Here is a 25,825-nt window from a genome sequence, read left to right as displayed (position 1 = left end):
GACAACGTGTCGATCACGGTGAAGCTGATCGCTCCGATCGCGATGGAAGAAGGTCTGCGCTTCGCAATCCGCGAAGGTGGCCGTACCGTCGGCGCCGGCGTCGTCGCCAAGATCATCGAGTAAGATCGACGATCCGCGGATCCCTCCGGGGTCCGCGATTCCACGGTACGCAGTTGTACCGTCGAAACCGGGTGTCCAGTCTGATCTGGCACCCGGTTTTGTCTTTGTGGCGCGCGTCGCGGTATTGACAAACGCCCACCACCGCTGCGAATTTTCGTGTAGAATCGCGGGCTTAGCAGTGGAAGTACCGTTCGGGACGTGTCGCCTCGCTCCCCGCAGGCAACAGGTTTCGCGTTCTTTTAGTGTCCGGCGATGCAACATCGCCTCGCTCTTTTCAAGGAATCGTCATGCAGCAACAGAAAATCCGCATTCGCCTGAAGGCTTTCGACTACCGTTTGATCGATCAATCGGCTGCCGAGATCGTCGATACCGCGAAGCGGACTGGTGCAATCGTCCGTGGCCCGGTGCCGCTGCCGACGCGCATCCAGCGTTTTGACATCCTGCGTTCGCCGCACGTCAACAAGACGTCGCGCGATCAGCTCGAAATCCGTACCCACCAGCGCCTGATGGACATCGTCGATCCGACCGACAAGACGGTTGACGCGCTGATGAAGCTCGATCTGCCGGCTGGCGTCGACGTGGAAATCAAGCTGCAGTAAGGCTTTCAGCGCCAACCGGCTTGTCGGGTGGCGCTAAGTCTTTGATTGCTTGCGGAAATCGTGAAGTCGGGCTATAATGCTTGGCTTTTCGCGTATTCGCATAAAAAAGTTGGGCCTTGCGTGCCCGGCATTTTGTAAATCAGCCCCGACCAATCGCAGTCGGGAATGGAGAAAATGATGAGCCTTGGACTCGTAGGTCGCAAGGTTGGCATGACCCGTATCTTCACGGCTGAAGGGGATTCGATTCCCGTCACCGTGCTGGACGTGTCGGACAACCGCGTGACGCAGATCAAGACTGTTGAAACCGACGGCTACACGGCCGTGCAGGTTGCATTCGGCTCCCGCCGCGCATCGCGCGTGACGAAGCCGCTGGCAGGTCATCTCGCCAAAGCCGGTGTCGAAGCCGGTGAAATCCTCAAGGAATTCCGCATTGACGCGGCCAAGGCAGCCGAGCTGTCGAATGGCGCCGTTGTCGGTGCCGATCTTTTCGAAGTAGGCCAGAAGGTCGACGTGCAAGGCGTGTCGATCGGTAAGGGCTACGCCGGTACGATCAAGCGTTACAACTTCTCCTCCGGCCGTGCCACGCACGGTAACTCGCGCTCGCACAACGTGCCGGGCTCGATCGGTATGGCGCAGGATCCGGGTCGTGTTTTCCCGGGTAAGCGCATGACGGGTCACCTCGGTGACGTTACGGTGACGGTGCAGAACCTCGAAATCGCTCGTATCGACGCAGAGCGCAAGCTGCTGCTCGTCAAGGGCGCGATTCCGGGCGCGAAGGGCGGCAAGGTTTTCGTGACGCCGGCCGTCAAGACCAAGGGGGCGAAATAATGGAACTCAAGCTCCTGAACGAAAATGGTCAGGAAGGTGCAGTGGTCAACGCGTCGGACGTCGTGTTCGGTCGTGACTACAACGAAGCGCTGATCCACCAGGTCGTCGTCGCGTACCAGGCGAATGCTCGCCAGGGTAACCGCGCACAGAAGGACCGTGAGCAAGTCAAGCACACCACCAAGAAGCCGTGGCGTCAGAAGGGTACGGGTCGCGCTCGTGCCGGTATGTCGTCGAGCCCGCTGTGGCGTGGCGGTGGTCGCATCTTCCCGAACTCGCCGGAAGAAAACTTCTCGCACAAGGTCAACAAGAAGATGCATCGCGCAGGTCTCTGCTCGATCTTCTCGCAGCTGGCCCGTGAAGGCCGTCTGTCGGTCGTCGAGGACATCATCCTCGAAGCGCCGAAGACCAAGCTGCTGGCTGACAAATTCAAGACCATGGGTCTCGACTCCGTGCTGATCATTACGGATACGGTCGACGAGAACCTGTACCTGGCTTCGCGCAACCTGCCGCACGTGGCGATTGTCGAGCCGCGCTACGCTGACCCGCTGTCGCTGATCTACTTCAAGAAAGTGCTGGTCACGAAGGCTGCGGTCGCCCAGATCGAGGAGTTGCTGTCATGAGCGAGATTCGCAAAAACGATCATCGTTTGATGCAGGTCCTGCTCGCACCGGTGATCTCGGAAAAGGCGACGCTGGTTGCCGACAAGAACGAGCAAGTCGTGTTCGAAGTCGCACCGGATGCCACGAAGCAGGAAGTGAAGGCGGCTGTCGAGCTGCTGTTCAAGGTTGAAGTTGATTCGGTCAACGTGCTGGTCCAGAAGGGCAAGCAAAAGCGTTTCGGCCGTTCGATGGGTCGCCGCAAGGACGTGAAGAAGGCGTACGTTTGCCTGAAGCCCGGCCAGGAAATCAACTTTGAAGCGGAGGCCAAGTAATCATGGCAATCGTGAAAGTTAAACCGACTTCGCCGGGTCGCCGCGCGATGGTCAAGGTGGTCAACAAGAATCTGCACCAGGGCAAGCCGTTCGCGGCACTGCTCGACTCGCAGAGCTCGACCGCCGGCCGTAACAACAACGGCCGTATCACCACGCGTCACAAGGGTGGTGGTCACAAGCAGCACTATCGTATCGTCGATTTCCGTCGCACGAAGGATGGCATCCCGGCAAAGGTCGAGCGTCTCGAGTACGACCCGAACCGTAGCGCGAACATCGCGCTGGTGCTCTACGCAGACGGCGAGCGTCGCTACATCATCGCCCCGAAGGGCCTGACCGTCGGCCAACAGCTGATGTCGGGTTCGGAAGCGCCGATCCGTGCAGGCAACACGCTGCCGATCCGCAACATTCCGGTCGGTACGACGATCCACTGCATCGAGATGCTGCCGGGCAAGGGCGCGCAAATGGCGCGTTCGGCTGGCACGTCGGCCATGCTGCTGGCACGCGAAGGCGTCTACGCGCAGGTTCGTCTGCGTTCGGGCGAAATCCGCCGCGTGCACATCGAGTGCCGTGCAACGATCGGTGAAGTCGGCAACGAAGAGCATAGCCTGCGCCAGATCGGCAAGGCTGGCGCGAACCGCTGGCGCGGTATCCGCCCGACGGTGCGCGGCGTTGCGATGAACCCGGTTGATCACCCGCACGGTGGTGGTGAGGGCAAGACGGCTGCAGGTCGCGACCCGGTGAGCCCGTGGGGTACGCCGGCTAAGGGTTATCGCACCCGCAGCAACAAGCGCACGACGACGATGATCGTTCAGCGCCGTCACAAGCGTTAAGGAGTAGGCAATGGCACGTTCTGTAAAAAAAGGTCCGTTCTGCGACGCCCATTTGCTGAAGAAAGTTGAGGCGGCTGCAGCTTCGCGCGACAAAAAGCCGATCAAGACCTGGTCGCGTCGCTCGACGATTCTGCCGGATTTCATCGGCCTGACGATCGCTGTTCACAACGGCCGTCAACACGTTCCGGTGTACATCTCGGAAAACATGGTCGGCCACAAGCTTGGCGAGTTCGCACTGACCCGTACGTTCAAGGGTCACGCGGCCGACAAGAAGGCCAAGAAATAAGGGGCAATCAAGATGGAAGTGAAAGCAATTCATCGCGGTGCCCGCATCTCGGCGCAAAAAACGCGCCTTGTGGCTGACCAGATCCGCGGTTTGCCGGTCGACAAGGCGCTGAACGTCCTGACGTTCTCGCCGAAGAAGGCGGCTGGCATCGTGAAGAAGGTTGTGCTGTCGGCAATCGCGAATGCGGAGCACAACGAAGGCGCTGATATCGACGAGCTCAAGATCAAGAGCATCTACGTCGACAAGGCTGCATCGCTCAAGCGTTTCACCGCGCGCGCCAAGGGCCGCGGTAACCGCATCGAGAAGCAATCCTGTCACATCACTGTGACGGTCGGGAATTAAGGAGCCATACGATGGGACAGAAAATTCATCCGACTGGCTTCCGCCTGGCTGTCAGCCGCAATTGGGCTTCGCGTTGGTACGCGAACAACAACAATTTCGCGGCGATGCTGCAGGAAGACATCGGTGTTCGTGAGTACCTGAAGAAGAAGCTGAAGAACGCTTCGGTCGGTCGGGTCGTCATCGAGCGTCCGGCAAAGAACGCGCGCATCACGATTTACAGCTCGCGTCCGGGCGTCGTCATCGGCAAGAAGGGCGAGGATATCGAACAGCTGAAGACGGAACTGCAACGCCGCATGGGCGTGCCGGTTCACGTCAACATCGAAGAGATCCGCAAGCCGGAAACCGATGCGCAACTGATCGCTGACTCGATCACGCAACAGCTCGAGCGCCGGATCATGTTCCGTCGCGCGATGAAGCGTGCGATGCAGAACGCGATGCGTCTGGGTGCCCAAGGCATCAAGATCATGAGCGCAGGCCGTCTGAACGGTATCGAAATCGCTCGTACGGAGTGGTATCGCGAAGGTCGCGTGCCGCTTCACACGCTGCGTGCCGATATCGACTACGCGACTTCGGAAGCGAAGACGACCTACGGCATCATCGGTGTCAAGGTTTGGGTATACAAGGGCGACACGCTCGGCCGCAACGATGCGCCGGTGGTCGAAGAAGTAGCCGAAGACAAGCGTCCGCGTCGCAATGCGCGTCCGGGCGACCGTCGTCCGCGCCGTGACGGCGAAGGCGGCGCTCCGGGTGCTCGCCGTGGCGCACCGCGCCGTGGCGCCGGCAAGCCCGAAGACGGCAAGACTGGAGAATAACGATGCTGCAACCGAAACGCAGAAAGTATCGTAAAGAGCAGAAGGGTCGTAACACCGGCAAGGCGACGCGCGGCAACGCAGTGTCGTTCGGTGATTTCGGCCTGAAGGCGATCGGTCGCGGTCGTTTGACCGCACGTCAAATTGAAGCGGCGCGTCGTGCAATGACGCGTCACATCAAGCGTGGCGGTCGTATCTGGATCCGGATCTTCCCGGACAAGCCGATTTCGCAGAAGCCGGCCGAAGTGCGTATGGGTAACGGTAAGGGTAACCCGGAGTACTACGTCGCAGAGATCCAGCCGGGCAAGATGCTCTATGAAATGGACGGCGTAACCGAAGAACTGGCACGCGAAGCGTTCCGTCTGGCTGCAGCCAAGCTGCCGCTGAAGACGGCATTCATCGTGCGCCAGCTCGGCGCCTAAGGAGAAAACATGAAGGCTTCCGAACTTCTCCAGAAAGACCAGGCCGCGCTCAACAAGGAGCTGGCGGACCTGCTGAAGGCGCAATTCGGCCTGCGCATGCAACTCGCGACCCAGCAGCTCACGAACACGAGCCAGCTGAAGAAGGTTCGTCGCGACATCGCACGTGTGCGGACCGTCATGACTCAGAAGGCGAACCAGAAATGAACGATAGCGTGAAAACCTCGCTGAAGCGGACGCTGGTCGGTCGGGTCGTCAGCAACAAGATGGACAAGACCGTCACCGTGCTGATCGAGCACCGCGTCAAGCACCCGATCTACGGCAAGTATGTCGTGCGCTCGAAGAAGTACCACGCGCATGATGAAGCGAACACCTGCAACGAAGGCGATCTCGTCGAAATCCAGGAAACCCGTCCTGTTTCGAAGACGAAGGCCTGGACGGTGTCGCGCCTCGTCGAAGCGGCTCGCGTGATCTAAGCGGGTCCGTGCAGTAGGCAGTAACAGGCACTTCTCCACGAAGTGCTTGAAATCGCAAAGTTTTTGCTTGCGTGACCAGGATTATTTGTTATAATCCTGGTCTTCCCTCTTTATGGGAGCCCCGTCGCGGGCGAAGTTGGTGGGGGAAGCGGACTGGCGCCAGCCTGTCCGAAAGATTCACCGAATTGCGATGGCGGGTTTCGTTTGCCGTCGCTGCTGTTCCAACCCAAGCAGCCGATTGGCTGACGGGACCAAGACTGACCGAATGCATCATGGTGGTGCATCCGGATTAAGTTGGGAAAGACAAACCATGATCCAGACCGAATCTCGGCTCGAAGTAGCCGACAACACGGGTGCGCGTGAAGTCATGTGCATCAAGGTGCTCGGCGGCTCGAAGCGTCGTTATGCCGGCATTGGCGACATCATCAAGGTGACCGTCAAAGAAGCAACGCCGCGCGGGCGCGTGAAGAAAGGCGAAATCTACAACGCCGTGGTGGTCCGCACCGCCAAGGGTGTTCGCCGTCAAGACGGCTCGCTGATCAAGTTCGACGGCAACGCCGCTGTGCTTTTGAATAACAAGCTTGAGCCGATCGGCACCCGCATTTTCGGGCCGGTGACGCGTGAGCTGCGTAGCGAACGATTCATGAAGATCGTTTCGCTGGCGCCGGAAGTGCTGTAAGGAGTCGCGATGAACAAGATTCGCAAAGGTGACGAAGTTATCGTCGTCACTGGTAAGGACAAGGGCAAGCGCGGCGTCGTGCTGGCTGTCGGTGCTGAACATGTGACGGTTGAAGGTATCAACCTCGTCAAGAAGCATGTGAAGCCGAACCCGATGAAGGGTACGACGGGCGGCGTGGAAGCGAAGACGATGCCCCTGCATATTTCGAACGTCGCACTGGTCGACGCGAATGGCAAGGCGTCGCGTGTTGGCATCAAGGTCGAGGAAGGCAAGAAAGTTCGCTTCCTGAAGACGACCGGTGCCGTACTGAGCGCCTGACGCAGCGGAGTAAAAAATGGCTCGTTTTCAAGAGTTTTACAAAGAAAAGGTTGTGCCCGGCCTGATCGAGAAGTTCGGTTACAAGTCGGTCATGGAAGTGCCGCGCATCACCAAGATCACGCTGAACATGGGTCTTGGCGAAGCGATCGCTGACAAGAAGATCATCGAGAACGCCGTTGGCGACCTCACGAAGATCGCCGGCCAGAAGCCGGTCGTCACGAAGGCACGCAAGGCAATCGCAGGCTTCAAGATCCGCCAAGGTTATCCGATTGGCGCGATGGTGACGCTGCGCGGCCGTGCGATGTACGAATTCCTCGACCGTTTCGTGACCGTCGCCCTGCCCCGCGTGCGTGACTTCCGCGGCGTGTCGGGTCGTGCTTTCGATGGCCGTGGCAACTACAACATCGGTGTGAAAGAGCAGATCATTTTCCCCGAAATCGACTACGACAAGATCGACGCACTGCGTGGGCTGAACATCAGCATCACGACCACTGCGAAGACCGACGACGAAGCAAAGGCACTGCTCGCCAGCTTCAAGTTCCCGTTCAGAAACTGAGGTTACCGTGGCTAAACTGGCACTGATCGAACGTGAAAAGAAGCGCGCCCGCCTGGTCGCGAAGTTCGCAGCAAAGCGCGAAGCGCTGAAGGCGATCGTCGAAGACCAAAGCAAGTCGGAAGAAGAGCGCTACGAAGCACGCCTGGAGCTGCAGCAACTGCCCCGCAACGCAAACCCGACTCGCCAGCGTAACCGCTGCGCGATCACGGGCCGTCCGCGTGGCACGTTCCGTAAATTCGGCCTCGCGCGTAACAAGATTCGTGAAATCGCATTCCGTGGCGAGATTCCTGGCCTGACCAAGGCGAGCTGGTAATAGGAGAAACGTAAATGAGCATGAGTGATCCTATCGCCGATATGCTGACTCGCATCCGCAACGCGCAGATGGTCGAGAAGGTATCGGTCGCGATGCCCTCGTCGAAGGTCAAGGTTGCAATCGCGCAAGTCCTGAAGGACGAAGGTTATATCGACGATTTCGCCGTCAAGGCGGAAGGTGCGAAGTCCGAACTGAATATCGCGCTGAAGTACTACGCAGGTCGCCCGGTCATCGAACGCCTCGAGCGCGTGTCGAAGCCTGGTCTGCGCGTGTACCGCGGCCGCAACGACATTCCCCAGGTCATGAACGGCCTGGGCGTGGCAATCGTGTCGACGCCGAAGGGCGTGATGACTGATCGCAAGGCGCGCGCTACCGGCGTCGGCGGCGAAGTCATCTGCTACGTCGCTTAAAGCCGAGGAGAGAGAAACATGTCTCGAGTAGGTAAAAGCCCGATCGCGCTGCAAGGCGCGGAAGTCAAGCTGGCCGACGGTGCAATCACCGTCAAGGGCCCGCTGGGCACCATCACGCAAGCGATCAATCCGCTCGTGAACGTGGCGAACAACGACGGCACGCTGAATCTGTCGCCGGTCGACGAAAGCCGCGAAGCAAATGCACTGTCGGGCACGATGCGCGCGATCATCGCGAATGCCGTGCAAGGCGTGACCAAGGGTTTCGAGCGCAAGCTGACGCTGGTTGGCGTCGGTTATCGTGCGCAGGCGCAAGGCGACAAGCTGAACCTGTCGCTGGGTTTCTCGCACCCGGTGGTGCACCAGATGCCGGAAGGCGTCAAGGCTGAAACCCCGACGCAAACCGAAATCGTGATCAAGGGGATCAACAAGCAACAAGTCGGTCAAGTAGCTGCGGAAGTTCGCGGTTACCGTCCGCCGGAGCCCTACAAGGGCAAGGGCGTGCGCTATTCCGACGAGGTTGTGATCCTCAAAGAAACGAAGAAGAAGTAAGGGTGCGCAATCATGGATAAGACTCAATCTCGCCTGCGCCGCGCTCGCCAGACGCGTATCAAGATCGCTGAGCTGCAGGTCGCGCGTCTCGCCGTGCATCGCACGAACACGCACATCTACGCTCAAGTGTTCTCGCCGTGCGGCACCAAGGTGCTCGCCAGCGCGTCGACGCTCGAAGCAGAAGTGCGCGCCGAACTGGCCGACAAGTCGGGCAAGGGTGGCAACGTTAATGCTGCGACGCTGATCGGCAAGCGTATTGCCGAGAAGGCAAAGGCCGCCGGCATCGAATCCGTCGCCTTCGACCGCTCGGGCTTCCGCTACCATGGCCGCGTCAAGGCGCTGGCTGAGGCAGCTCGCGAAGCTGGGCTCAAGTTCTAAGGAAGGAATTCGTCATGGCAAAGATGCAAGCGAAAGTTCAGGCTGACGAGCGCGACGACGGCCTTCGCGAAAAGATGATTTCGGTCAACCGCGTGACCAAGGTCGTGAAGGGTGGCCGTATTCTCGGCTTCGCCGCACTGACCGTGGTTGGCGACGGCGATGGCCGCATCGGTATGGGCAAGGGCAAGGCGAAGGAAGTGCCGGTCGCTGTCCAGAAGGCAATGGAACAAGCTCGCCGCAACATGTTCAAGGTGCCCCTCAAGAACGGCACGCTGCAGCACGAAGTGCACGGCAAGCATGGCGCATCCGCTGTCCTCCTCGCTCCGGCGAAGGCAGGTACGGGCGTGATCGCCGGCGGCCCGATGCGCGCAGTGTTCGACGTGATGGGCGTTCAGAACGTCGTGGCGAAGAGCCACGGTTCGACGAACCCGTACAACCTCGTTCGCGCCACGCTGGACGGTCTGCGCAAGCAGTCGACCCCGGCAGACATCGCGGCGAAGCGCGGCAAGTCCGTCGAAGATATTTTGGGCTAAGCCCGGGTGGTCACCATGTCTGAAAAAACTGTCAAGGTTCAGCTCGTTAAGAGCCTGATCGGGACCCGCGAATCGCACCGCGCGACCGTGCGTGGCCTGGGCCTGCGCCGACTCAACTCGGTTAGCGAGCTGCAGGACACGCCGGCGGTCCGCGGCATGATCAACAAGGTCTCGTACCTCGTTAAGGTCATCGCGTAAGCGGCCCTACGGATCAAGGAGTTGATATGGAATTGAATAACCTGAAGCCGGCCGCTGGCGCCAAGCACGCCAAGCGTCGCGTCGGCCGTGGCATCGGTTCGGGCCTCGGCAAGACGGCTGGCCGTGGTCACAAGGGTCAGAAATCGCGTTCGGGCGGCTTCCACAAAGTCGGTTTCGAAGGCGGTCAGATGCCGCTGCAACGTCGTCTGCCGAAGCGCGGCTTCACGTCGCTGACGAAGGAATTCGTCGGTGAAGTGCGCCTGGGCGACCTCGAGAAGCTGCCGGTCGATGAGATCGATCTGCTCGCACTGAAGCAAGCCGGCCTGGTCGGCGAGCTGACGAAGAGCGCAAAGATCATCGCGACGGGCGAACTGAAGCGCAAGATCGTCGTGAAGGGTCTCGGTGCCACCAAGGGTGCGCGCGCTGCGATCGAAGCGGCTGGCGGTTCGTTCGCCGAGTGACACGCGTAGCGCGTCGTTACTTGCATTCATCGGAGAAGGTACTTGGCTAACAGCCCGAGTCTTGCAAAACCCGGTCGAAGCACGGCGAAATTCGGCGATCTGCGTCGGCGAGCGATGTTCCTGCTCCTGGCGCTGATCGTCTATCGCATCGGCGCGCACATCCCCGTGCCGGGCATCGATCCGGATCAACTGGCGAAGCTGTTCCAGAGCCAGGCGGGCGGCATCCTGGGCATGTTCAACATGTTCTCGGGTGGTGCGCTTTCCCGCTTCACGATCTTTGCGCTGGGGATCATGCCGTACATCTCGGCGTCGATCATCATGCAGTTGCTGGCGATCGTCTCGCCGCAGCTCGAGGCGCTGAAGAAGGAAGGGCAGGCAGGGCAACGGAAGATCACGCAGTACACGCGGTATTTCACCGTGGTGCTCGCGACCTTCCAGGCGTTCGGTATCGCGGCTGCGCTGGAAAACCAGCCTGGCCTCGTGATCGACCCCGGCATGCTGTTCCGACTGACGACGGTTGTGACGTTGGTTACCGGCACGATGTTCCTGATGTGGCTGGGTGAGCAGATCACCGAGCGTGGTCTGGGCAACGGCATCTCGATCATCATCTTCGGCGGGATCGCAGCAGGGTTCCCGAATGCCGTCGGTGGGCTGTTCGAGCTGGTGCGTACGGGTTCGATGAGCATCATTTCGGCGATCATCATCGTCGTTCTGATTGCCGCGGTGACTTACCTGGTCGTGTTCATCGAACGCGGTCAGCGCAAGATCCTCGTGAACTACGCGAAGCGCCAGGTCGGCAACAAGATCTACGGTGGACAGTCGTCGCACTTGCCGCTGAAGCTGAACATGTCGGGCGTGATTCCGCCGATCTTCGCATCGTCGATCATCCTGTTTCCGGCCACGATTCTCGGCTGGTTCAGCACGGGTCAGCCGACGGGGAGCTGGATCTCCAACACGTTGCATAACGTCGCGGAGGCGCTGAAGCCGGGTCAGCCGGTCTATGTGCTGCTGTACACGCTGGCAATCGTGTTTTTCTGCTTCTTCTACACCGCACTGGTGTTCAACAGCAGGGAAACCGCGGACAACCTGAAGAAGAGCGGGGCGTTTGTTCCGGGTATTCGTCCGGGCGATCAGACCGCACGATACATCGACCGCATCCTCACGCGTCTGACGCTGGCTGGTGCGATCTACATCGTCTTCGTGTGTCTGCTGCCGGAATTCCTGGTGCTGCGCTGGAACGTGCCGTTTTATTTTGGTGGAACGTCGCTGCTGATCATTGTCGTCGTCACGATGGACTTCATGGCGCAGGTGCAGTCGTACGTTATGTCGCAACAGTATGAGTCGCTGCTCAAGAAGGCAAACTTCAAGGGCGGCAACATCCCAATGCGTTAATTCAGGACTATGGCCAAAGACGATGTAATCCAGATGCAGGGTGAGGTGATTGAAAACCTTCCGAATGCTACCTTCCGCGTGAAGCTGGAAAACGGCCATGTCGTGTTGGGGCATATCTCCGGGAAGATGCGGATGCACTACATCCGCATCCTGCCGGGCGACAAGGTCACGGTTGAATTGACGCCTTACGATCTGTCTCGTGCGCGGATCGTGTTCCGGGCGAAGTGATTTGAAAAAAGGGTATTATCATGAAAGTGATGGCATCGGTTAAGCGCATTTGCCGCAATTGCAAGATCATCAAGCGCAAAGGCGTCGTTCGCGTGATCTGCAGCTCGGATCCGCGCCACAAGCAGCGCCAAGGCTGACCGCGCGTTTGTTTGCGCTTTTTGTTTGAGGAAAAACAATGGCTCGTATCGCAGGGGTTAACATCCCGAATCACCAGCATACCGAGATCGGCCTGACGGCAATCTTCGGTATCGGCCGCACGCGCTCGCGCAGCATCTGCTCGGCAGCTGGCGTGGAATTCTCGAAGAAGGTCAAGGACCTGACCGACGCAGACCTCGAAAAGCTGCGTGAAGAAGTGGGCAAGTTCATCGTCGAAGGCGATCTGCGCCGTGAAGTGACGATGAACATCAAGCGCCTGATGGACCTCGGTTGCTACCGTGGTGTCCGTCATCGCAAGGGCCTGCCGATGCGCGGTCAGCGTACGCGTACGAACGCACGTACCCGTAAGGGCCCGCGTCGTGCAGCGCAAGCGCTGAAGAAGTAAGCGGAACTGACAGTTACAGGAAAACGTAATGGCTAAGGCTTCGAATACCGCGGCGCAACGCGTTCGCAAGAAGGTTAAGAAGAACGTCGCTGAAGGCGTGGTGCACGTTCACGCGTCGTTCAACAACACGATCATCACGATCACCGATCGCCAGGGCAATGCACTGGCATGGGCGACGTCGGGCGGCCAGGGCTTCAAGGGCTCGCGGAAGTCGACGCCGTTCGCTGCTCAGGTTGCTGCTGAGTCGGCCGGTCGCGTGGCGATGGAATACGGCGTGAAGAATCTGGAAGTGCGGATCAAGGGCCCTGGCCCGGGTCGTGAGTCGGCAGTGCGCGCACTGCATGGCCTCGGCATCAAGATCACCGCGATTTCGGATGTCACCCCGATTCCGCACAACGGCTGCCGTCCGCCGAAGCGCCGTCGCATCTAAGAATGCTGCTGGCACGTTCGTGCTGGCGCATTTGCCTGTCGCCGCGTAGCGTCGACGGGCGTTGCTTTTTTGATTGACTAAGCCCACCGTTCGCCCCAAAGGGCGCGAACTAGCGCGGATTGCGATCCGCGTGACTGATTGATAAAGGAATGCAACGTGGCACGTTATATCGGCCCCAAGGCCAAGCTGTCCCGCCGTGAAGGCACCGACCTGTTCCTGAAGAGCGCGCGCCGCTCGCTCGCCGACAAGTGCAAGCTCGACAGCAAGCCGGGTCAGCACGGCCGTACCTCGGGCGCACGCACGTCCGACTATGGTACGCAGCTGCGCGAAAAGCAGAAGGTCAAGCGTATTTACGGCGTGCTGGAGCGTCAGTTCCGCCGCTACTTCGCTGAAGCCGACCGCCGCAAGGGCAACACGGGTGAAAACCTGCTGCAACTGCTCGAGTCGCGTCTCGACAACGTCGTGTATCGCATGGGCTTCGGCTCGACCCGCGCTGAAGCGCGTCAGCTCGTGAGCCACAAGTCGATCACCGTGAACGGCGTCGTCGCGAACGTGCCGTCGCAGCAAGTGAAGGCGGGTGACATCGTCGCGATCCGCGAAAAGGCGAAGAAGCAGGCGCGTATCGTCGAAGCGCTGTCGCTGGCCGAGCAAGGCGGCATGCCGAGCTGGGTTGCAGTCGATGCGAAGAAGTTCGAAGGCACGTTCAAGCAAATGCCGGAACGCGCTGACATCGCAGGCGACATCAACGAAAGCCTGATCGTCGAATTGTATTCGCGTTAATCCGATTGACGGCCGAGGTACCCCGATTGCGTTTCGCAAGGGGGGGCCTCGGCTGTTTATTTTCTGGTTGTTACCGGTCAGCCTTATCGGTGTAACGAGCCGAGGGTATTGAAAAGGAAAGCCCATGCAAACCAGTTTGCTGAAACCCAAGATCATCGCCGTGGAATCGCTTGGCGAGAACCACGCGAGGGTGGTCATGGAACCGTTCGAACGCGGTTACGGCCACACCTTGGGCAATGCGCTTCGCCGCGTGCTGCTGTCGTCGATGGTTGGCTACGCGCCGACCGAAGTCACGATCGCGGGCGTGGTGCACGAGTACTCGACGCTTGATGGCGTGCAAGAGGACGTCGTCAACCTGCTGCTGAACCTGAAGGGTGTGGTGTTCAAGCTGCACAACCGTGACGAAGTGACGGTTACCCTGCGCAAGGAAGGCGAAGGCGTCGTGACGGCCGGCGATATCGAGCTGGCGCACGATTGCGAAGTCATCAACCCGAATCACGTGATCGCACACCTGTCGAAGGGCGGCAAGCTCGACGTTCAGATCAAGATCGAAAAGGGTCGCGGCTACGTGCCCGGCAACGTCCGTCGCTACGGCGAAGACACGGCCAAGATCATCGGTCGCATCGTCCTCGACGCATCGTTCTCGCCGGTTCGCCGCGTGAGCTATGCCGTTGAAAGCGCACGTGTCGAGCAGCGTACCGACCTCGACAAGCTCGTGATGAACATCGAGACGAGCGGCGTGATCACCCCGGAAGAGGCGATCCGTCAATCGGCCCGCATCCTGGTCGACCAGCTGTCCGTGTTCGCGGCACTGGAAGGCACGGAAACGGCTGCCGAAGCACCGTCGCGCGCGCCGCAGATCGATCCGATCCTGCTGCGTCCGGTGGATGATCTCGAGTTGACGGTTCGTTCGGCGAACTGTCTGAAGGCCGAGAACATCTACTACATCGGCGACCTGATCCAGCGCACGGAAAACGAGCTGCTGAAGACGCCGAACCTCGGTCGCAAGTCGCTCAACGAGATCAAGGAAGTGCTCGCTTCGCGCGGTCTCACGCTGGGCATGAAGCTCGAAAACTGGCCGCCGGCTGGTCTCGACAAGTAAGCCCGGTTGTTGCTGTAGTTGGCAAAGATGCGGATTTTCCTTTAAGATCCGCATCTTGCTTTTTTCGTTACCGGCCCGTGCACCCCAGCGGTGCGATAGAAGAGCTGGATCAAAACTTTGAATCAAGGAAACTGAAATGCGCCATCGTCATGGTCTGCGGAAACTGAACCGCACGAGCAGCCACCGTCTGGCTATGCTCCGTAACATGTCCAACTCGCTGATCGAGCACGAAGTCATCAAGACGACGCTGCCGAAGGCGAAGGAACTCCGTAAAGTCGTCGAGCCGCTGATCACGCTCGGCAAGAAGCCGTCGCTGGCAAACCGTCGCCTGGCGTTCAACCGCCTGCGCGATCGTGACTCGGTGGCGAAGCTGTTCGACGTGCTCGGTCCGCGTTTCGCGAACCGTCCGGGCGGCTACCTGCGCGTGCTGAAGTTCGGCTTCCGCGTTGGCGACAACGCACCGATGGCACTGGTCGAGCTGCTCGATCGTCCGGAAGTCGACGAAACGGAAACCGTGCAAGAAGCTGAGTAAGCTTCCCGTACGCAGCAGTATCTGAAAGGGGCCGAGCAATTGCTTGGCCCTTTTTGTTTTTGGCGGCCGACTGGCTGCGATCGATTGTCGCAGCCCCGTGCCGGCAGCGTCGCGCGCGCTGCGCTACGATACGGGACGGTCGGCGCGGGTACTCGCGCGATCGCGGGCGGCGAAAGCCGGTAAACCAGCCAGGAGGGCGTATGGTGGTGGTGTTGATGCTGACGACGGTGCCGGATGCGGCGACGGCCGCAGCGCTCGCCGACGGTGCGCTCGACGCGCGGCTGGCCGCATGCGTGTCGGAGCTCGGTGCGATCAAGTCGCGCTATCACTGGCAGGGAAAGGTCGAAACGGCCGACGAGATCCAGTTGCTGTTCAAGACGAGCCCCGTGCGCTCGCTCGAACTGGAGCGATTTATTCTCGCGCATCATCCGTACGAGACGCCGGAAATCGTCTCATGGCAGGCGACGGCCTCGGCCGGGTACGGCCAGTGGGTGACCAGCGAAACTCAACGTCTATTTCATGTTTAACGGTATGGCGCTTTCCGTGCGCATGCGCGCACCGCGATTCCTCGCGATCCTGTTGTCGTTCTTTTTCGCGCTGGGCTGCCTGTCGGTCGCGCGTGCGGCCGACGATTTTCTCGATCCGTCGGTGGCGTTCAAGTTCAGCGCGAGTGAATCGCCGGGGCAGGTGGACGTCCGCTTCAAGGTCGCCAACGGCTACTACCTGTACCGCGAGCGGTTCGCGTTCGCGGTGAAGAGCGGGCAGGCGACGCTCGGCGCCCCGACATTCCCGCCCGGACACGTGAAGTTCGACCAGACGTTCCAGAAGGAAGTCGAGACCTATCGCGACGAGGTCGTGATTCACGTGCCGGTCAAGCAGGCGGCGGGGCCGTTCGAGCTCGCGGTGACGTCGCAAGGGTGTGCCGACGAAGGGATCTGCTATCCGCCTGCCGAGCATGTCGTGAAGGTCGACGGCGCGGCGCTGGGCGCGAGCGCGCCGGCCGGTGGCGCGACGGCTTCGGGCAACTGGTTCGACAAGGTCACGAGCGCGGATTTCGCGCAGTCGCTGCTCGAGGGGCACGGCTTCTTCACGATCGTCGCGCTGTATTTCGTCGCGGGCGTCGTGCTGAGTCTGCTGCCCTGCTCGTATCCGATGATTCCGATCGTATCCGCGATCATCATCGGTCAGGGCACGCGCGCGACGCATGCGCGCGGCTTTGCGCTGTCGCTTACCTACGTGGTCGGCATGGCGCTCGTTTATACGGTGCTCGGCATCGCTGCCGCGCTGGTCGGCCAGAGCCTCGGTGCGTGGCTGCAGAACCCGTGGGTGCTCGGCGCGTTCGGCGTGCTCCTCACCGCATTCGCGGTATCGCTGATTTCCGGCAAGGACATCGCGCTGCCCGAGCGCTGGCAGAACGGCGCGGCCGAAGCATCGAGCGCCCGCCAGGGCGGCCACTTCATCGCCGTCGCCGCGATGGGCGCGTTGTCGGCGCTGGTCGTCGGCGCATGCATGACGGCGCCGCTGTTTGCGGTGCTCGCGTTCATCGCGCATACCGGCAATGCGTTGCTCGGCGGCGCCGCGCTGTTCGCGATGGGGCTGGGGCTCGGCGTGCCGCTGCTCGTGGTCGGCATCGGCGCGGGTACGGTGTTGCCGCGCGCGGGCGCATGGATGGACAGCGTCAAGGTGTTCTTCGGCATCGTGCTGCTCGCCGCCGCGCTGTGGATCGTGTGGCCGGTGCTCGCGGGCGGCCTGAAGATGGTTCTCGCCGCGTTGTGGCTGCTGGTTGCTGCCGCGGCGCTCGGCCTGTTCACGCCGCATGCCGGCGCCGCGTCGATCTGGCGCCGTCTCGGCCGCGGTCTCGGTGCGGCGCTCGCGATCTGGGCCGCGACGCTGCTCGTCGGTCTCGCGGCTGGTTCCAACGACCCCGTGAAGCCGCTGGCCGTCCTCGCGGCGCGCACGGCTGCGTCGGGCGATGCAGCGGCGGCCGCACAGCAGGGGCCTGCGTTCGCATCGGTGCGCTCCAGTGGCGAGCTCGATACGTTGCTGAAGACCTCGGGCCGGCCCGTGATGCTCGATTTCTACGCCGACTGGTGCGTGAGCTGCAAGGAGATGGAGCATCTGACGTTCACGGATTCGCGCGTGCAGGCGCGGCTCGCGCAGCTTCATCTGGTGCGTGCGGACGTCACCGCGAACAATCCGGACGACCAGGCGCTGCTCAAGCGCTTCAACCTGTTCGGGCCGCCGGGCATCATCTTCTTCGATCGCAACGGCCACGAAATCGGCCGCGTGGTCGGCTATCAGGCGGCCGACACATTCCTGCGCAGCCTCGATCGCGCAGCGGTACCGACGGTGTAACGCGCTCGTCCGCGTGCACCGGCGGCCTTTGCGTCGACCGGACTACCAATGAAAAACGGCGGGACACCGAAGTGTCCCGCCGTTTTTCATTGTGCCTGCCGGCGCGCGGCTCAGCGCTGCGCTTTCAGCAGACGCGCGGCATCGAGCGCGAAGTACGTGAGCACGCCATCGGCGCCCGCGCGCTTGAACGCGAGCAGCGATTCGAGCACGACCTTGTCGTGGTCGAGCCAGCCGTTCATCGCGGCGGCCTTCAGCATCGCGTATTCACCGCTCACCTGGTACACGTAGGTGGGGAAGCGGAACTCGTCCTTCACGCGGCGCACGATGTCGAGATACGGCATGCCGGGCTTGACCATCACCATGTCGGCGCCTTCGTCGATGTCGAGGCGGACTTCGCGCAGCGCTTCGTCGCTGTTCGCCGGATCCATCTGGTAGGTCATCTTGTTGCCCTTGCCCAGATTGGACGCCGAGCCGACCGCATCGCGGAACGGGCCGTAGAACGCCGACGCGAACTTGGCCGAGTAGGCCATGATGCGCGTATGGATGTGGCCGTCGCTTTCCAGCATTTCGCGGACCGCGCCGATACGGCCGTCCATCATGTCCGACGGCGCGACGATGTCGACCCCGGCTTCCGCCTGCGCGCGCGCCTGATCGACGAGGATCTCGATCGTGTCGTCGTTGATCACGTAGCCGTTTTCGTCGAGCACGCCGTCCTGGCCGTGGCTCGTGTACGGATCGAGCGCGACGTCGGTCAGCACGCCGAGCTCGGGGAAGCGCTTCTTCAGCTCGCGCACCGCGCGCGGGATCAGGCCTTCCGGATTGGCCGCTTCGCGGCCGTCGGGCGTTTTCAGCGACGGCTCGATGGCCGGGAACAGCGACAGCACGGGCACGCCGAGTTCGACGCACTGCTCGGCAACCTGCATCAGCAGATCGACCGACACGCGTTCGACGCCGGGCATCGACGGTATGGGCTGGCGTTCGTTGGTGCCTTCGACGACGAACACCGGATAGATCAGGTCGTCGGTGGTCAGGCGGTTTTCGCGCATCAGGCGGCGGGAGAAGTCGTCGCGGCGCATCCGGCGCGGACGATGAAGCGGATGGAAGCTCATGGCGATTTGGCAGAAATCAGGGCAAGAAGAACCTTACGGAACCCTTAGGTCATTTTCGAGACCGTTGGTATATGATAGCGATCGAGCGGCACGCGTCGCGTGTTGCTCCCCGCTTCTCCTCCCTGAGCGGGTGCCTGTCGTTATTCGATTAGGCTGTTTGACCCGCCGTTCGACGGCGGGTTTTTTTATGAGCCGGCCGAATCCGCAGGTGCCGTCAGGTGCGCACAGCCAATCCTGGCCGCGCGTTGCCCGCTCATTGTGCTACAGGCTCGCTTTTTTCGTCGGCGACGGACGGTCGCAGCCAGCTCTCGATCAGTTCGTGCGCCTCATCCAGCCCGGTGCGCTTCAGCGCCGAGAACAGCTGGACGGTCAGCTTGCCCTTCACGCCCTGGTCGCGGTACGCGTCGAGCCCCTTTTGCGTGTTACGCAGCGCATTGATGCTTTCCTGTCGCGTCAATTTGTCGCACTTCGTCAGCAGCGTGTGGATCGGCTTGCCGGTCGGCACGAACCACTCGATCATCCGGCGGTCGAGATCGGTCAGCGGACGGCGCGAATCCATCATCAGGATCAGGCCGCACAGCTGCGAACGGGTCGCGAGGTACGACGACAGCAGCATTTCCCAGTGGGCCTTCGCGGCTCCCGGCACTTCCGCATAGCCATAGCCGGGCAGGTCGACGAGGTTCGCGACGGGCTCGGCGGCCGGGCCGACGGAGAAGTAGTTGATGTGCTGCGTGCGGCCGGGCGTCTTCGACGCGAAGGCGAGCCGCTTCTGGTTGCACAGCACGTTGATCGCCGTCGATTTGCCGGCATTCGAGCGGCCCGCGAACGCGATTTCCGGCTGGACCGTCGGCGGCAGGTCGCGCAGATGATTGACGGTCGTATAGAAGCGGGCTTGATGGAGCAAAAAGGCCATGGGGAACCGGTGGGACGGGGCGGCGCGAGCCGCTGGGGTGGAGGCGGGGTAGCCCCGATAGGCGCGGGAGCTTTCAGCGCGATATTGTACAATACGCCGGTTTTGCCGAAGAGTTGCGGGCGCCTGCCTCGCGCTTTTATGTAGCTTCTGCGGTAGACTGGTCGACGTCGTTTTTTGCAGAACCTCAAATTCCCACAAGACGAAACAGGGTGTGCGAATGAATCGACTGTGCAAGTCTCTGATGGTGCTTCAGGTTGCAGCAGGGTTCGTAGGTTTCGTAGCGGAGGCAAACGCGGCGGATGCGGCAAAGCCGGATCTGGACCGCGGCAAGGCGATTGCCGGGCAGGTGTGTGCGTCGTGTCACGGCGCCGACGGCAACAGCGCGTCGGGCAGTTTCCCGAAGCTCGCCGGCCAGCATCCCGAATATCTGGTCAAGCAGTTGAACGACTTCAAGACCCAGTCGGGCGCGAAGGGGCCGGCGCGGACCAATCCGGTGATGGTTGGGTTCGCGAGCGCGTTGAGTGCGGACGACATGCGCAACGTCGCCGCCTATTACGGCTCGCAGGCAACGAAGCTCGGCACCGCGCGCGATGCGGCGACCGTGCCGATCGGCCAGAAGATCTATCGCGGCGGCATCGCGGAAAAGGGTGTCCCCGCCTGCGCGAGCTGTCACGGGCCGACGGGGCAGGGGCTGCCGGTCCAGTACCCGCGTCTGTCGGGGCAGTGGGCCGATTACACGGTTGCCCAGTTGACCGCGTTCCAGCAGGGCGCCGGCGCGCGCAACAACAACGAGGCGATGCATCAGATCGCATCGCGTCTGTCGGACAACGAGATCAAGGCCGTCGCGGATTACATCGCGGGCCTGCGTTGAACGGGCCGTCGCGAATGGAATGACCGGCGCCCGAAGGGCGGCCGGAGTCAGAACAAGAAAAGGGTGGGGCGCCGCGCGATCGCGGTGGCCTCGCCCTTTTTTGTCGGCATTCGCCGGGCCGCCCCGGGAGTGCTGACGCCCCTTCCGGGGCAGCGAACAAAGTGAGCGTGGGGGCTGTTTCCCCCAAAGTCGGAGTTTGAATGAGCGTTACCACGTCGGGGTTGCAGTCGAAGTCGGGTCAAAGTGCGTCCAGGCGCGCGATCGAGCTGGTGAGCTCGATGCGCTTCGCGATCGCGCTGCTGGTGGTGTTGTCGATCGCGAGCATCATCGGCACGGTCCTGACCCAGGATGACCCGTATCCGAATTACGTGAACCAGTTCGGCCCGTTCTGGGCGGACATCTTCCGCTCGCTGGGCCTGTACAACGTGTACAGCGCGTGGTGGTTCATGCTGATCCTGATCTTCCTCGTCACGTCGATCTCGCTGTGCGTGATCCGCAACGCGCCGAAGATGCTCGCCGATGCGAAGAGCTGGAAGGACAAGGTCCGCGAAGGCAGCCTGCGCGCGTTCCATCACAAGGCCGAATACACGGCGTCCGGCACGCGTGCGACCGTCGCGGCCACGCTTGCCACGTTCGTCGCGAAGGCCGGCTACAAGCATGTCGTGCGCGAAACCGACGGCGCGACGCTGATCTCCGCGAAGCGCGGCGCGCTGACGAAGTGGGGCTACATCTCCGCGCACCTCGCGATCGTCGTGATCTGTATCGGCGGCCTGCTCGACAGCAACCTGCCGATCAAATTCCAGATGCGGATGTTCGGCAAGAGTCCCGTCAACACGAGCGCGACGATCAGCGAGATCTCGCCCGACCACCGGCTGTCCACGTCGAACCCGACGTTCCGCGGCTACGCGTGGGTGCCGGAAGGCCAGTTCGTGTCGACCGCGATCCTGAACCAGCCGAGCGGCTCGCTGATCCAGGACCTGCCGTTCTCCATCCAGCTCAACAAGTTCATCGTCGACTACTACACGACGGGGATGCCGAAGCTGTTCGCGAGCGACATCGTCGTGATCGATCGCGAGACGGGCCAGAAGATCCCGGCGCGCGTCGAGGTCAACAAGCCATTCACGTACAAGGGCGTGTCGATCTACCAGTCGAGCTTCCAGGACGGCGGCTCGCAGATGCAGATGACGGCCTACCCGATGACGGGCGACAACGCGAAGTCCTTCGCGGTAAAGGGCACGATCGGCAGTACGGCGCCGCTGCAGATGCCGGGCAGCGACGGCGACACGATCGAGTTCTCCGACTTCCGTGCGATCAACGTCGAAAACATGGCCGACGCGAACGGCAAGCCGGACGTGCGCGGCGTCGCGAAGACGGAGTCGCTGAAGGAGGTGTTCGACGAGCGGCTCGGCTCGGGCGCGAAGACGTCGAAGCCGATGCAGCTCCACAACATCGGCCCGTCGGTGCAGTACAAGATTCGCGGCAAGGACGGCCAGGCGCGCGAGTTCAACAACTACATGCTGCCCGTCGACATGGGCGGCACGCGCGTGTTCCTCGCCGGCGTGCGCGGGAGCCCGAACGATCCGTTCCGCTACATGCGGATTCCGGCCGACAGCCAGGATTCGATCGGCGAATGGATGCGCCTGCGCGCCGCGCTCGAGGATCCGGCCGTGCGCGCCGACGCCGCCGCGCGTTTCGCGCAGCGTTCGCTGCCGACGACCGAAGCGTCGCTGCGCGGCCGTCTGCAGGACAGCGCCTTCAAGGTGCTGACCCTCTTCGCGGCGAGCGACGACAGCGTGGGGCGCGGTGCCGACGGCCAGCCGATCGGCGGCTTCCAGGCGGTGGCGACGTTCATCGACCGGTCGGTGCCGAAGGCCGAGCAGGAAAAGGCGGCGAGCCTGCTGCTGCGCATGCTCGAGGGCTCGATGTGGGAGGTCTGGCAGATCGCGCGCGAGCGCGCCGGCGAGCCGGCCGCCCAGCAGGGCACCGACACGATCCGCTTCGTGCAGAACGCGATCAATGCGCTATCGGACAGCTTTTTGTATGGATCGCCGGTCTATTTGCAGCTTGACTCCTTCAAGCAGGTGCAAGCTTCGGTATTTCAGTTGACGCGCGCACCTGGCAAGAATCTGGTGTATCTTGGCAGCCTGCTGTTGGTCGCCGGCATCTTCTCGATGTTCTACGTGCGCGAGCGGCGCCTCTGGTTCTGGCTCAAGGATGCCGGTTCGGGCGTCGATGTGGTGATGGCGATGTCCACGGCCCGCAAGACCTTCGATTTCGAGAAAGAATTCGTGCAGACGCGCGACGCGGCCGGCGCCGCCTTGCGCGCCGCACCGCGCGACGCCGCGCCCACAGGCGCGGCAGCGACTACCCGTCCGCCCGCCGGCGGCGGTTCCGATTCCGATTCCGAGAACTCCACCCGGTAACATCATGGATCTCACTCAAGTTTCCTCTTCCCGCTCGGGGCCGGTCCAGGCCTCGAATCCGGCGCCGTTGTTCGACGACCGTCCGTTCCTCGCCCGCCTGTCGATCATCGACTGGTTGTTCGCGCTGGCGCTGGTGGTCGGCGCGGGCTATGCGTTCGTGCACTACAACGAACACATGAATTACTACGACAAGGCGGTGATGATCGGCACGGTGCCGGCGCTTGTCGTGCTCGGCTGGCGCTGGAAGCCCGCCCGGCTGATGATGGCGTCGATCGCGGTGCTGTCGCTGCTGTCGATCCAGATCTACCAGGGCGATCTCGCGCGCGCCGATTCGGCGTTCTTCCTCAAGTACTTCCTGTCGAGCCAGTCCGCGATCCTGTGGATGAGCGCGCTGTTCGTGCTCGCGACGATCTTCTACTGGATCGGCTTGCTCGCACGCTCGGAGTCGGGCTCCGCGATCGGCCAGAAGCTCACATGGGTCGCCGTGCTGATGGGCTTCACCGGCCTGATGGTGCGCTGGTACGAGTCCTACCTGATCGGGGCCGACGTCGGGCATATCCCCGTATCGAACCTCTATGAAGTGTTCGTGCTGTTCAGCCTGATCACCGCGCTGCTTTATCTCTATTACGAAGGCCACTACGGCACGCGTGCACTCGGCGCGTTCGTGCTGCTGGTCATCAGCGCGGCCGTCGGTTTCCTGATGTGGTACTCGGTCGCGCGCGATGCGCAGCAGATCCAGCCGCTCGTGCCGGCGCTGCAGAGCTGGTGGATGAAGATCCACGTGCCGGCGAACTTCATCGGCTACGGCAGCTTCGCGCTGTCGGCGATGGTGTCGGTCGCGTACCTGATGAAGGAGCGCGGCGTGCTCGCCGATCGCCTGCCGACGCTCGAGGTGCTCGACGACGTGATGTACAAGTCAATCGCGGTCGGCTTCGCGTTCTTCACGATCGCGACGATCCTCGGCGCGCTCTGGGCCGCCGAAGCATGGGGCGGCTACTGGAGCTGGGACCCGAAGGAAACCTGGGCGCTGATCGTGTGGCTCAACTACGCGGCCTGGCTGCACATGCGCCTGATGAAGGGCCTGCGCGGCGCGGTCGCCGCCTGGTGGGCGCTGACGGGCCTGCTCGTGACGACGTTCGCGTTCCTCGGCGTCAACATGTTCCTGTCCGGGCTGCACAGCTACGGCAAGCTGTAAGATTTCCGACGCTGGTCCGACAAAAGACCGCCGGCGCACTGCGTGCCCGGCGGTTTTGTTTTGTAACGGGCGGCTGGCCCGGCCATCGAACGGCGCATGGTCGGCCGGGTCGAACGCTGATGAAGCGTGCGCGCCGCGCATGCAGGAGGAGCAGCACGATGTGGATCAAAACCCCTTTGCACACCGTACTGACCGGCGGTGATATCGCGCAGAGCCAGATTACGCCGCGCGCGGTGTTCGAGAACCGGCGGCGCGTATTGCAAGCCGCCGGCCTGGCGGCGGCGGGCGGATTGCTGGGCGGCAGCGGCGCGGCGTTCGCCGCGTATGCGTCGCCCGACGCGCGGGCCGCGAAGCTCGCGGCGAAAACCAACCCGAAGTTCGTCGCGGCCGACAAGGTGACGCCGTTCAAGGACATCACGTCCTACAACAACTACTACGAATTCGGCACGGACAAGGGCGACCCGGCGCAGAACGCGGGCACGTTGCGGCCGCGCCCGTGGCGCGTGAGCGTCGAGGGCGAGGTGCTGCATCCGAAAGTGTTCGATCTCGACGAACTGCTGAAGCTCGCGCCGCTCGAGGAGCGCGTGTACCGGCTGCGCTGCGTCGAGGGTTGGTCGATGGTGATTCCGTGGATCGGCGTGCCGCTGTCCGAGCTGATCAAGCGCGTGCAGCCGACCGGCAACGCGAAATACGTGCAGTTCATCACGCTGGCCGATCCGTCGCAGATGCCGGGGTTGTCGACGCCGGTGCTCGACTGGCCGTACTCGGAAGGGCTGCGGATGGACGAGGCGATGAATCCGCTGACGCTGCTGACGATGGGCGTCTACGGTCAGGTGCTGCCGAACCAGAACGGCGCGCCGGTGCGCATCGTCGTGCCGTGGAAGTACGGCTTCAAGAGCGCGAAGTCGCTCGTGAAGATCCGCTTCGTCGACAAGCAGCCGAAGACGAGCTGGAACACGTATGCGTCGAACGAATACGGTTTCTATTCGAACGTGAATCCGAACGTCGACCACCCGCGCTGGAGCCAGGCGACCGAGCGCCGGATCGGCGAGGACGGCTTCTTCACGCCGAAGCGCAAGACGCTGATGTTCAACGGCTACGGCGATCTCGTCGCGTCGATGTATCAGGGCATGGATCTGAAAAAGAATTTCTGAGCGCGACGGTGAGAAACGACATGCCTCCTTCGACACTGGAGCCGGTGCGCGCGTCGGGCACGCGCACGGCAGCCGCGGGCAGCTCCCGGGCCGGCGCCGTGCGCACGACGCCGCCGCGCTGGCTGGTGCCCGCCAAGGTCCTGGTTTTTGCAGCCGGCCTCTATCCGCTCGCGCGACTCGTGCTGTTCGGGCTGACCGACCGGCTCGGTGCGAACCCGATCGAATTCATCACGCGTTCGACGGGCCTCTGGACGCTGGTCATGCTCTGCATCACGCTCGCCATCACGCCGCTTCGGCACGTGACGAGCGTTCCCGCGTTGTTGCGTTTTCGCCGGATGATCGGCCTGTTTGCGTTCTTTTATGCGACGCTGCATTTCACGACGTACCTGTGGTTCGACAAGTGGTTCGACGTGTTCGCGATCCTGAAGGATGTCGGCAAGCGTCCGTTCATCACGGTCGGCTTCGCTGCATTCGTGCTGCTGATTCCGCTGGCCGTGACATCGCCGCGTGCGATGGTGCGCCGGCTCGGCCGTCGCTGGGCTACGCTGCATCGCGCGATCTATGCGATCGCGCTGTTCGGCGTGCTGCATTTCTGGTGGATGCGGGCCGGCAAGCACGATCTCGCGCAGCCGAAGCTCTACGCGACGATCGTCGCGGTGCTGCTGGGCTGGCGGTTGCTTGCATGGGGCTGGCGGCGCGTCCGTACCTGACGTGCGGGCCTGAAAAAAACAAAAGGCGATGACCGGAAGTCATCGCCTTGGGGCG

General features: G+C 62.1%; 39 protein-coding genes. 37 read left to right on the top strand and 2 right to left on the bottom strand.

The annotated features are described in order from the left end of the window. From ABIC50_RS31135 to dsbD, 32 genes are all read left to right on the top strand, one after another. Positions 1-123, top strand: a 123-nt coding sequence (locus tag ABIC50_RS31135) for an EF-Tu C-terminal domain-related protein (protein WP_074987834.1), incomplete at its 5' end; no start/stop codon positions are given. Positions 124-407: 284 nt separating this feature from the next. Further along, positions 408-719: a 30S ribosomal protein S10 gene (rpsJ, locus tag ABIC50_RS31130; protein WP_004199280.1), complete on the top strand. Its 312-nt coding sequence runs from the start codon at positions 408-410 to the stop codon at positions 717-719. A gap of 177 nt (positions 720-896) precedes the next feature. Next, entirely contained in the window at positions 897-1,547 is a 651-nt protein-coding gene (rplC, locus tag ABIC50_RS31125) for a 50S ribosomal protein L3 (RefSeq protein WP_006752926.1), read from the top strand. Continuing rightward, positions 1,547-2,167, top strand: coding sequence for a 50S ribosomal protein L4 (gene rplD / locus ABIC50_RS31120; RefSeq protein ID WP_006477192.1), 621 nt, complete (start codon positions 1,547-1,549; stop codon positions 2,165-2,167). The genes rplC and rplD overlap by 1 nt, the downstream gene beginning before the upstream one ends. Continuing rightward, positions 2,164-2,478, top strand: coding sequence for a 50S ribosomal protein L23 (gene rplW, locus ABIC50_RS31115; protein WP_004199275.1), 315 nt, complete (start codon positions 2,164-2,166; stop codon positions 2,476-2,478). Before rplD ends, rplW begins: the two co-directional genes overlap by 4 nt. Before the next feature lie 2 nt (positions 2,479-2,480). Further along, complete coding sequence (gene rplB, locus ABIC50_RS31110) at positions 2,481-3,308, top strand: 50S ribosomal protein L2 (protein ID WP_006482900.1); 828 nt, start codon at positions 2,481-2,483, stop codon at positions 3,306-3,308. A 10-nt stretch (positions 3,309-3,318) separates the two neighbouring features. Further along, positions 3,319-3,594, top strand: a complete 276-nt coding sequence (gene rpsS, locus ABIC50_RS31105; RefSeq protein WP_004199273.1) for a 30S ribosomal protein S19 — start codon at positions 3,319-3,321, stop codon at positions 3,592-3,594. A gap of 12 nt (positions 3,595-3,606) precedes the next feature. Continuing rightward, positions 3,607-3,936 (top strand): 50S ribosomal protein L22, encoded by a 330-nt coding sequence (gene rplV, locus ABIC50_RS31100; protein ID WP_004199272.1) that lies wholly within the window; start codon positions 3,607-3,609, stop codon positions 3,934-3,936. An 11-nt stretch (positions 3,937-3,947) separates the two neighbouring features. Further along, entirely contained in the window at positions 3,948-4,748 is an 801-nt protein-coding gene (rpsC, locus tag ABIC50_RS31095; protein ID WP_006482899.1) for a 30S ribosomal protein S3, read from the top strand. 2 nt (positions 4,749-4,750) lie between these two features. Next, complete coding sequence (gene rplP / locus ABIC50_RS31090; protein ID WP_006752927.1) at positions 4,751-5,167, top strand: 50S ribosomal protein L16; 417 nt, start codon at positions 4,751-4,753, stop codon at positions 5,165-5,167. A gap of 9 nt (positions 5,168-5,176) precedes the next feature. Then, on the top strand, positions 5,177-5,371 hold the full coding sequence (gene rpmC, locus ABIC50_RS31085) for a 50S ribosomal protein L29 (protein ID WP_006400652.1): 195 nt from the start codon (positions 5,177-5,179) through the stop codon (positions 5,369-5,371). Then, positions 5,368-5,640 (top strand): 30S ribosomal protein S17, encoded by a 273-nt coding sequence (rpsQ, locus tag ABIC50_RS31080; RefSeq protein ID WP_006752928.1) that lies wholly within the window; start codon positions 5,368-5,370, stop codon positions 5,638-5,640. The genes rpmC and rpsQ overlap by 4 nt, the downstream gene beginning before the upstream one ends. Before the next feature lie 310 nt (positions 5,641-5,950). Continuing rightward, entirely contained in the window at positions 5,951-6,319 is a 369-nt protein-coding gene (gene rplN, locus ABIC50_RS31075; RefSeq protein ID WP_006752929.1) for a 50S ribosomal protein L14, read from the top strand. 9 nt (positions 6,320-6,328) lie between these two features. Next, on the top strand, positions 6,329-6,637 hold the full coding sequence (gene rplX / locus ABIC50_RS31070; RefSeq protein WP_006477187.1) for a 50S ribosomal protein L24: 309 nt from the start codon (positions 6,329-6,331) through the stop codon (positions 6,635-6,637). Between the two features lie 16 nt (positions 6,638-6,653). Continuing rightward, positions 6,654-7,193: a 50S ribosomal protein L5 gene (gene rplE, locus ABIC50_RS31065; RefSeq protein WP_006482882.1), complete on the top strand. Its 540-nt coding sequence runs from the start codon at positions 6,654-6,656 to the stop codon at positions 7,191-7,193. A gap of 7 nt (positions 7,194-7,200) precedes the next feature. Then, positions 7,201-7,506, top strand: a complete 306-nt coding sequence (gene rpsN / locus ABIC50_RS31060; RefSeq protein WP_006482884.1) for a 30S ribosomal protein S14 — start codon at positions 7,201-7,203, stop codon at positions 7,504-7,506. A 14-nt stretch (positions 7,507-7,520) separates the two neighbouring features. Further along, on the top strand, positions 7,521-7,916 hold the full coding sequence (rpsH, locus tag ABIC50_RS31055; protein ID WP_006477185.1) for a 30S ribosomal protein S8: 396 nt from the start codon (positions 7,521-7,523) through the stop codon (positions 7,914-7,916). 18 nt (positions 7,917-7,934) lie between these two features. Further along, entirely contained in the window at positions 7,935-8,465 is a 531-nt protein-coding gene (rplF, locus tag ABIC50_RS31050) for a 50S ribosomal protein L6 (RefSeq protein WP_006752930.1), read from the top strand. Positions 8,466-8,477: 12 nt separating this feature from the next. After that, positions 8,478-8,843, top strand: coding sequence for a 50S ribosomal protein L18 (rplR, locus tag ABIC50_RS31045; RefSeq protein WP_006477183.1), 366 nt, complete (start codon positions 8,478-8,480; stop codon positions 8,841-8,843). A 14-nt stretch (positions 8,844-8,857) separates the two neighbouring features. After that, complete coding sequence (gene rpsE / locus ABIC50_RS31040; RefSeq protein ID WP_006752931.1) at positions 8,858-9,376, top strand: 30S ribosomal protein S5; 519 nt, start codon at positions 8,858-8,860, stop codon at positions 9,374-9,376. Positions 9,377-9,391: 15 nt separating this feature from the next. Next, positions 9,392-9,574, top strand: coding sequence for a 50S ribosomal protein L30 (rpmD, locus tag ABIC50_RS31035; RefSeq protein WP_006400644.1), 183 nt, complete (start codon positions 9,392-9,394; stop codon positions 9,572-9,574). A 26-nt stretch (positions 9,575-9,600) separates the two neighbouring features. Beyond that, complete coding sequence (rplO, locus tag ABIC50_RS31030; protein ID WP_006482880.1) at positions 9,601-10,035, top strand: 50S ribosomal protein L15; 435 nt, start codon at positions 9,601-9,603, stop codon at positions 10,033-10,035. A gap of 42 nt (positions 10,036-10,077) precedes the next feature. Further along, positions 10,078-11,427 (top strand): preprotein translocase subunit SecY, encoded by a 1,350-nt coding sequence (gene secY, locus ABIC50_RS31025; RefSeq protein ID WP_011655761.1) that lies wholly within the window; start codon positions 10,078-10,080, stop codon positions 11,425-11,427. A gap of 9 nt (positions 11,428-11,436) precedes the next feature. After that, positions 11,437-11,655 carry a translation initiation factor IF-1 gene (gene infA / locus ABIC50_RS31020; protein ID WP_004521905.1) on the top strand — a complete coding sequence of 73 codons (219 nt, stop codon included), beginning with the start codon at positions 11,437-11,439 and terminating at the stop codon, positions 11,653-11,655. 20 nt (positions 11,656-11,675) lie between these two features. Beyond that, positions 11,676-11,792 (top strand): 50S ribosomal protein L36, encoded by a 117-nt coding sequence (rpmJ, locus tag ABIC50_RS31015; RefSeq protein WP_004199844.1) that lies wholly within the window; start codon positions 11,676-11,678, stop codon positions 11,790-11,792. A 38-nt stretch (positions 11,793-11,830) separates the two neighbouring features. Beyond that, a complete protein-coding gene (gene rpsM / locus ABIC50_RS31010) occupies positions 11,831-12,196 on the top strand; it encodes a 30S ribosomal protein S13 (RefSeq protein WP_006752933.1) in 366 nt (121 codons plus the stop codon). A gap of 28 nt (positions 12,197-12,224) precedes the next feature. Beyond that, positions 12,225-12,626: a 30S ribosomal protein S11 gene (gene rpsK / locus ABIC50_RS31005; RefSeq protein WP_004197937.1), complete on the top strand. Its 402-nt coding sequence runs from the start codon at positions 12,225-12,227 to the stop codon at positions 12,624-12,626. A gap of 156 nt (positions 12,627-12,782) precedes the next feature. Next, positions 12,783-13,406, top strand: coding sequence for a 30S ribosomal protein S4 (gene rpsD / locus ABIC50_RS31000; RefSeq protein WP_006752934.1), 624 nt, complete (start codon positions 12,783-12,785; stop codon positions 13,404-13,406). 124 nt (positions 13,407-13,530) lie between these two features. After that, a complete protein-coding gene (locus ABIC50_RS30995; protein WP_006477176.1) occupies positions 13,531-14,508 on the top strand; it encodes a DNA-directed RNA polymerase subunit alpha in 978 nt (325 codons plus the stop codon). 136 nt (positions 14,509-14,644) lie between these two features. Continuing rightward, positions 14,645-15,040, top strand: coding sequence for a 50S ribosomal protein L17 (gene rplQ / locus ABIC50_RS30990; protein ID WP_027788579.1), 396 nt, complete (start codon positions 14,645-14,647; stop codon positions 15,038-15,040). Between the two features lie 200 nt (positions 15,041-15,240). Then, positions 15,241-15,567 (top strand): divalent-cation tolerance protein CutA, encoded by a 327-nt coding sequence (gene cutA, locus ABIC50_RS30985; protein WP_011655763.1) that lies wholly within the window; start codon positions 15,241-15,243, stop codon positions 15,565-15,567. Continuing rightward, positions 15,560-17,395 carry a protein-disulfide reductase DsbD gene (dsbD, locus tag ABIC50_RS30980; protein WP_354168618.1) on the top strand — a complete coding sequence of 612 codons (1,836 nt, stop codon included), beginning with the start codon at positions 15,560-15,562 and terminating at the stop codon, positions 17,393-17,395. Before cutA ends, dsbD begins: the two co-directional genes overlap by 8 nt. 110 nt (positions 17,396-17,505) lie before the next feature. On the opposite strand, the gene hemB is transcribed toward dsbD, so the two are convergent. Both hemB and yihA read right to left on the bottom strand, forming a co-directional pair. Then, entirely contained in the window at positions 17,506-18,504 is a 999-nt protein-coding gene (gene hemB, locus ABIC50_RS30975) for a porphobilinogen synthase (RefSeq protein ID WP_011655765.1), read from the bottom strand. A 253-nt stretch (positions 18,505-18,757) separates the two neighbouring features. Next, the gene (yihA, locus tag ABIC50_RS30970; protein ID WP_006752938.1) at positions 18,758-19,417 is read right to left on the bottom strand and encodes a ribosome biogenesis GTP-binding protein YihA/YsxC; all 660 of its coding nucleotides are present in this window, start codon (positions 19,415-19,417) and stop codon (positions 18,758-18,760) included. 217 nt (positions 19,418-19,634) lie between these two features. On the opposite strand from yihA, the gene ABIC50_RS30965 reads away from it, so the two are divergent. From ABIC50_RS30965 to msrQ, 5 genes are all read left to right on the top strand, one after another. Continuing rightward, positions 19,635-20,288, top strand: a complete 654-nt coding sequence (locus ABIC50_RS30965; RefSeq protein WP_006758792.1) for a c-type cytochrome — start codon at positions 19,635-19,637, stop codon at positions 20,286-20,288. A 200-nt stretch (positions 20,289-20,488) separates the two neighbouring features. Then, positions 20,489-22,711: a cytochrome c biogenesis protein ResB gene (locus ABIC50_RS30960; protein ID WP_354168616.1), complete on the top strand. Its 2,223-nt coding sequence runs from the start codon at positions 20,489-20,491 to the stop codon at positions 22,709-22,711. A 4-nt stretch (positions 22,712-22,715) separates the two neighbouring features. Then, positions 22,716-23,906, top strand: coding sequence for a c-type cytochrome biogenesis protein CcsB (ccsB, locus tag ABIC50_RS30955; protein ID WP_105834648.1), 1,191 nt, complete (start codon positions 22,716-22,718; stop codon positions 23,904-23,906). Between the two features lie 158 nt (positions 23,907-24,064). Continuing rightward, positions 24,065-25,060 carry a protein-methionine-sulfoxide reductase catalytic subunit MsrP gene (msrP, locus tag ABIC50_RS30950; protein ID WP_354168614.1) on the top strand — a complete coding sequence of 332 codons (996 nt, stop codon included), beginning with the start codon at positions 24,065-24,067 and terminating at the stop codon, positions 25,058-25,060. Between the two features lie 20 nt (positions 25,061-25,080). Continuing rightward, the gene (gene msrQ / locus ABIC50_RS30945; RefSeq protein ID WP_354168612.1) at positions 25,081-25,770 is read left to right on the top strand and encodes a protein-methionine-sulfoxide reductase heme-binding subunit MsrQ; all 690 of its coding nucleotides are present in this window, start codon (positions 25,081-25,083) and stop codon (positions 25,768-25,770) included. Positions 25,771-25,825 lie beyond the last annotated feature (55 nt).

The sequence above is a fragment of the Burkholderia sp. 567 genome, from assembly GCF_040545115.1.
Taxonomy (GTDB): Bacteria; Pseudomonadota; Gammaproteobacteria; order Burkholderiales; family Burkholderiaceae; genus Burkholderia; species Burkholderia ambifaria.
This window is presented reverse-complemented; position numbering and strand designations above follow the sequence as displayed.

Coding starts and splice junctions, on each gene's coding strand:
- rpsE (WP_006752931.1), top strand. CDS start 8,858: ATGGCAAAGATGCAAGCGAAAGTTCAGGCTGACGAGCGCGACGACGGC.
- rpsH (WP_006477185.1), top strand. CDS start 7,521: ATGAGCATGAGTGATCCTATCGCCGATATGCTGACTCGCATCCGCAAC.
- rplO (WP_006482880.1), top strand. CDS start 9,601: ATGGAATTGAATAACCTGAAGCCGGCCGCTGGCGCCAAGCACGCCAAG.
- ABIC50_RS30965 (WP_006758792.1), top strand. CDS start 19,635: ATGAATCGACTGTGCAAGTCTCTGATGGTGCTTCAGGTTGCAGCAGGG.
- rplR (WP_006477183.1), top strand. CDS start 8,478: ATGGATAAGACTCAATCTCGCCTGCGCCGCGCTCGCCAGACGCGTATC.
- rplD (WP_006477192.1), top strand. CDS start 1,547: ATGGAACTCAAGCTCCTGAACGAAAATGGTCAGGAAGGTGCAGTGGTC.
- rplW (WP_004199275.1), top strand. CDS start 2,164: ATGAGCGAGATTCGCAAAAACGATCATCGTTTGATGCAGGTCCTGCTC.
- rpsS (WP_004199273.1), top strand. CDS start 3,319: ATGGCACGTTCTGTAAAAAAAGGTCCGTTCTGCGACGCCCATTTGCTG.
- cutA (WP_011655763.1), top strand. CDS start 15,241: ATGGTGGTGGTGTTGATGCTGACGACGGTGCCGGATGCGGCGACGGCC.
- hemB (WP_011655765.1), bottom strand. CDS start 18,504: ATGAGCTTCCATCCGCTTCATCGTCCGCGCCGGATGCGCCGCGACGAC.
- rpsM (WP_006752933.1), top strand. CDS start 11,831: ATGGCTCGTATCGCAGGGGTTAACATCCCGAATCACCAGCATACCGAG.
- rplF (WP_006752930.1), top strand. CDS start 7,935: ATGTCTCGAGTAGGTAAAAGCCCGATCGCGCTGCAAGGCGCGGAAGTC.
- msrP (WP_354168614.1), top strand. CDS start 24,065: ATGTGGATCAAAACCCCTTTGCACACCGTACTGACCGGCGGTGATATC.
- rplX (WP_006477187.1), top strand. CDS start 6,329: ATGAACAAGATTCGCAAAGGTGACGAAGTTATCGTCGTCACTGGTAAG.
- rpmJ (WP_004199844.1), top strand. CDS start 11,676: ATGAAAGTGATGGCATCGGTTAAGCGCATTTGCCGCAATTGCAAGATC.
- rpmD (WP_006400644.1), top strand. CDS start 9,392: ATGTCTGAAAAAACTGTCAAGGTTCAGCTCGTTAAGAGCCTGATCGGG.
- rpsC (WP_006482899.1), top strand. CDS start 3,948: ATGGGACAGAAAATTCATCCGACTGGCTTCCGCCTGGCTGTCAGCCGC.
- rpsK (WP_004197937.1), top strand. CDS start 12,225: ATGGCTAAGGCTTCGAATACCGCGGCGCAACGCGTTCGCAAGAAGGTT.
- rpsQ (WP_006752928.1), top strand. CDS start 5,368: ATGAACGATAGCGTGAAAACCTCGCTGAAGCGGACGCTGGTCGGTCGG.
- ccsB (WP_105834648.1), top strand. CDS start 22,716: ATGGATCTCACTCAAGTTTCCTCTTCCCGCTCGGGGCCGGTCCAGGCC.
- rpmC (WP_006400652.1), top strand. CDS start 5,177: ATGAAGGCTTCCGAACTTCTCCAGAAAGACCAGGCCGCGCTCAACAAG.
- rplB (WP_006482900.1), top strand. CDS start 2,481: ATGGCAATCGTGAAAGTTAAACCGACTTCGCCGGGTCGCCGCGCGATG.
- rplQ (WP_027788579.1), top strand. CDS start 14,645: ATGCGCCATCGTCATGGTCTGCGGAAACTGAACCGCACGAGCAGCCAC.
- dsbD (WP_354168618.1), top strand. CDS start 15,560: ATGTTTAACGGTATGGCGCTTTCCGTGCGCATGCGCGCACCGCGATTC.
- rplV (WP_004199272.1), top strand. CDS start 3,607: ATGGAAGTGAAAGCAATTCATCGCGGTGCCCGCATCTCGGCGCAAAAA.
- rplC (WP_006752926.1), top strand. CDS start 897: ATGAGCCTTGGACTCGTAGGTCGCAAGGTTGGCATGACCCGTATCTTC.
- rpsJ (WP_004199280.1), top strand. CDS start 408: ATGCAGCAACAGAAAATCCGCATTCGCCTGAAGGCTTTCGACTACCGT.
- rplE (WP_006482882.1), top strand. CDS start 6,654: ATGGCTCGTTTTCAAGAGTTTTACAAAGAAAAGGTTGTGCCCGGCCTG.
- ABIC50_RS30995 (WP_006477176.1), top strand. CDS start 13,531: ATGCAAACCAGTTTGCTGAAACCCAAGATCATCGCCGTGGAATCGCTT.
- rplN (WP_006752929.1), top strand. CDS start 5,951: ATGATCCAGACCGAATCTCGGCTCGAAGTAGCCGACAACACGGGTGCG.
- msrQ (WP_354168612.1), top strand. CDS start 25,081: ATGCCTCCTTCGACACTGGAGCCGGTGCGCGCGTCGGGCACGCGCACG.
- rplP (WP_006752927.1), top strand. CDS start 4,751: ATGCTGCAACCGAAACGCAGAAAGTATCGTAAAGAGCAGAAGGGTCGT.
- infA (WP_004521905.1), top strand. CDS start 11,437: ATGGCCAAAGACGATGTAATCCAGATGCAGGGTGAGGTGATTGAAAAC.
- ABIC50_RS30960 (WP_354168616.1), top strand. CDS start 20,489: ATGAGCGTTACCACGTCGGGGTTGCAGTCGAAGTCGGGTCAAAGTGCG.
- yihA (WP_006752938.1), bottom strand. CDS start 19,417: ATGGCCTTTTTGCTCCATCAAGCCCGCTTCTATACGACCGTCAATCAT.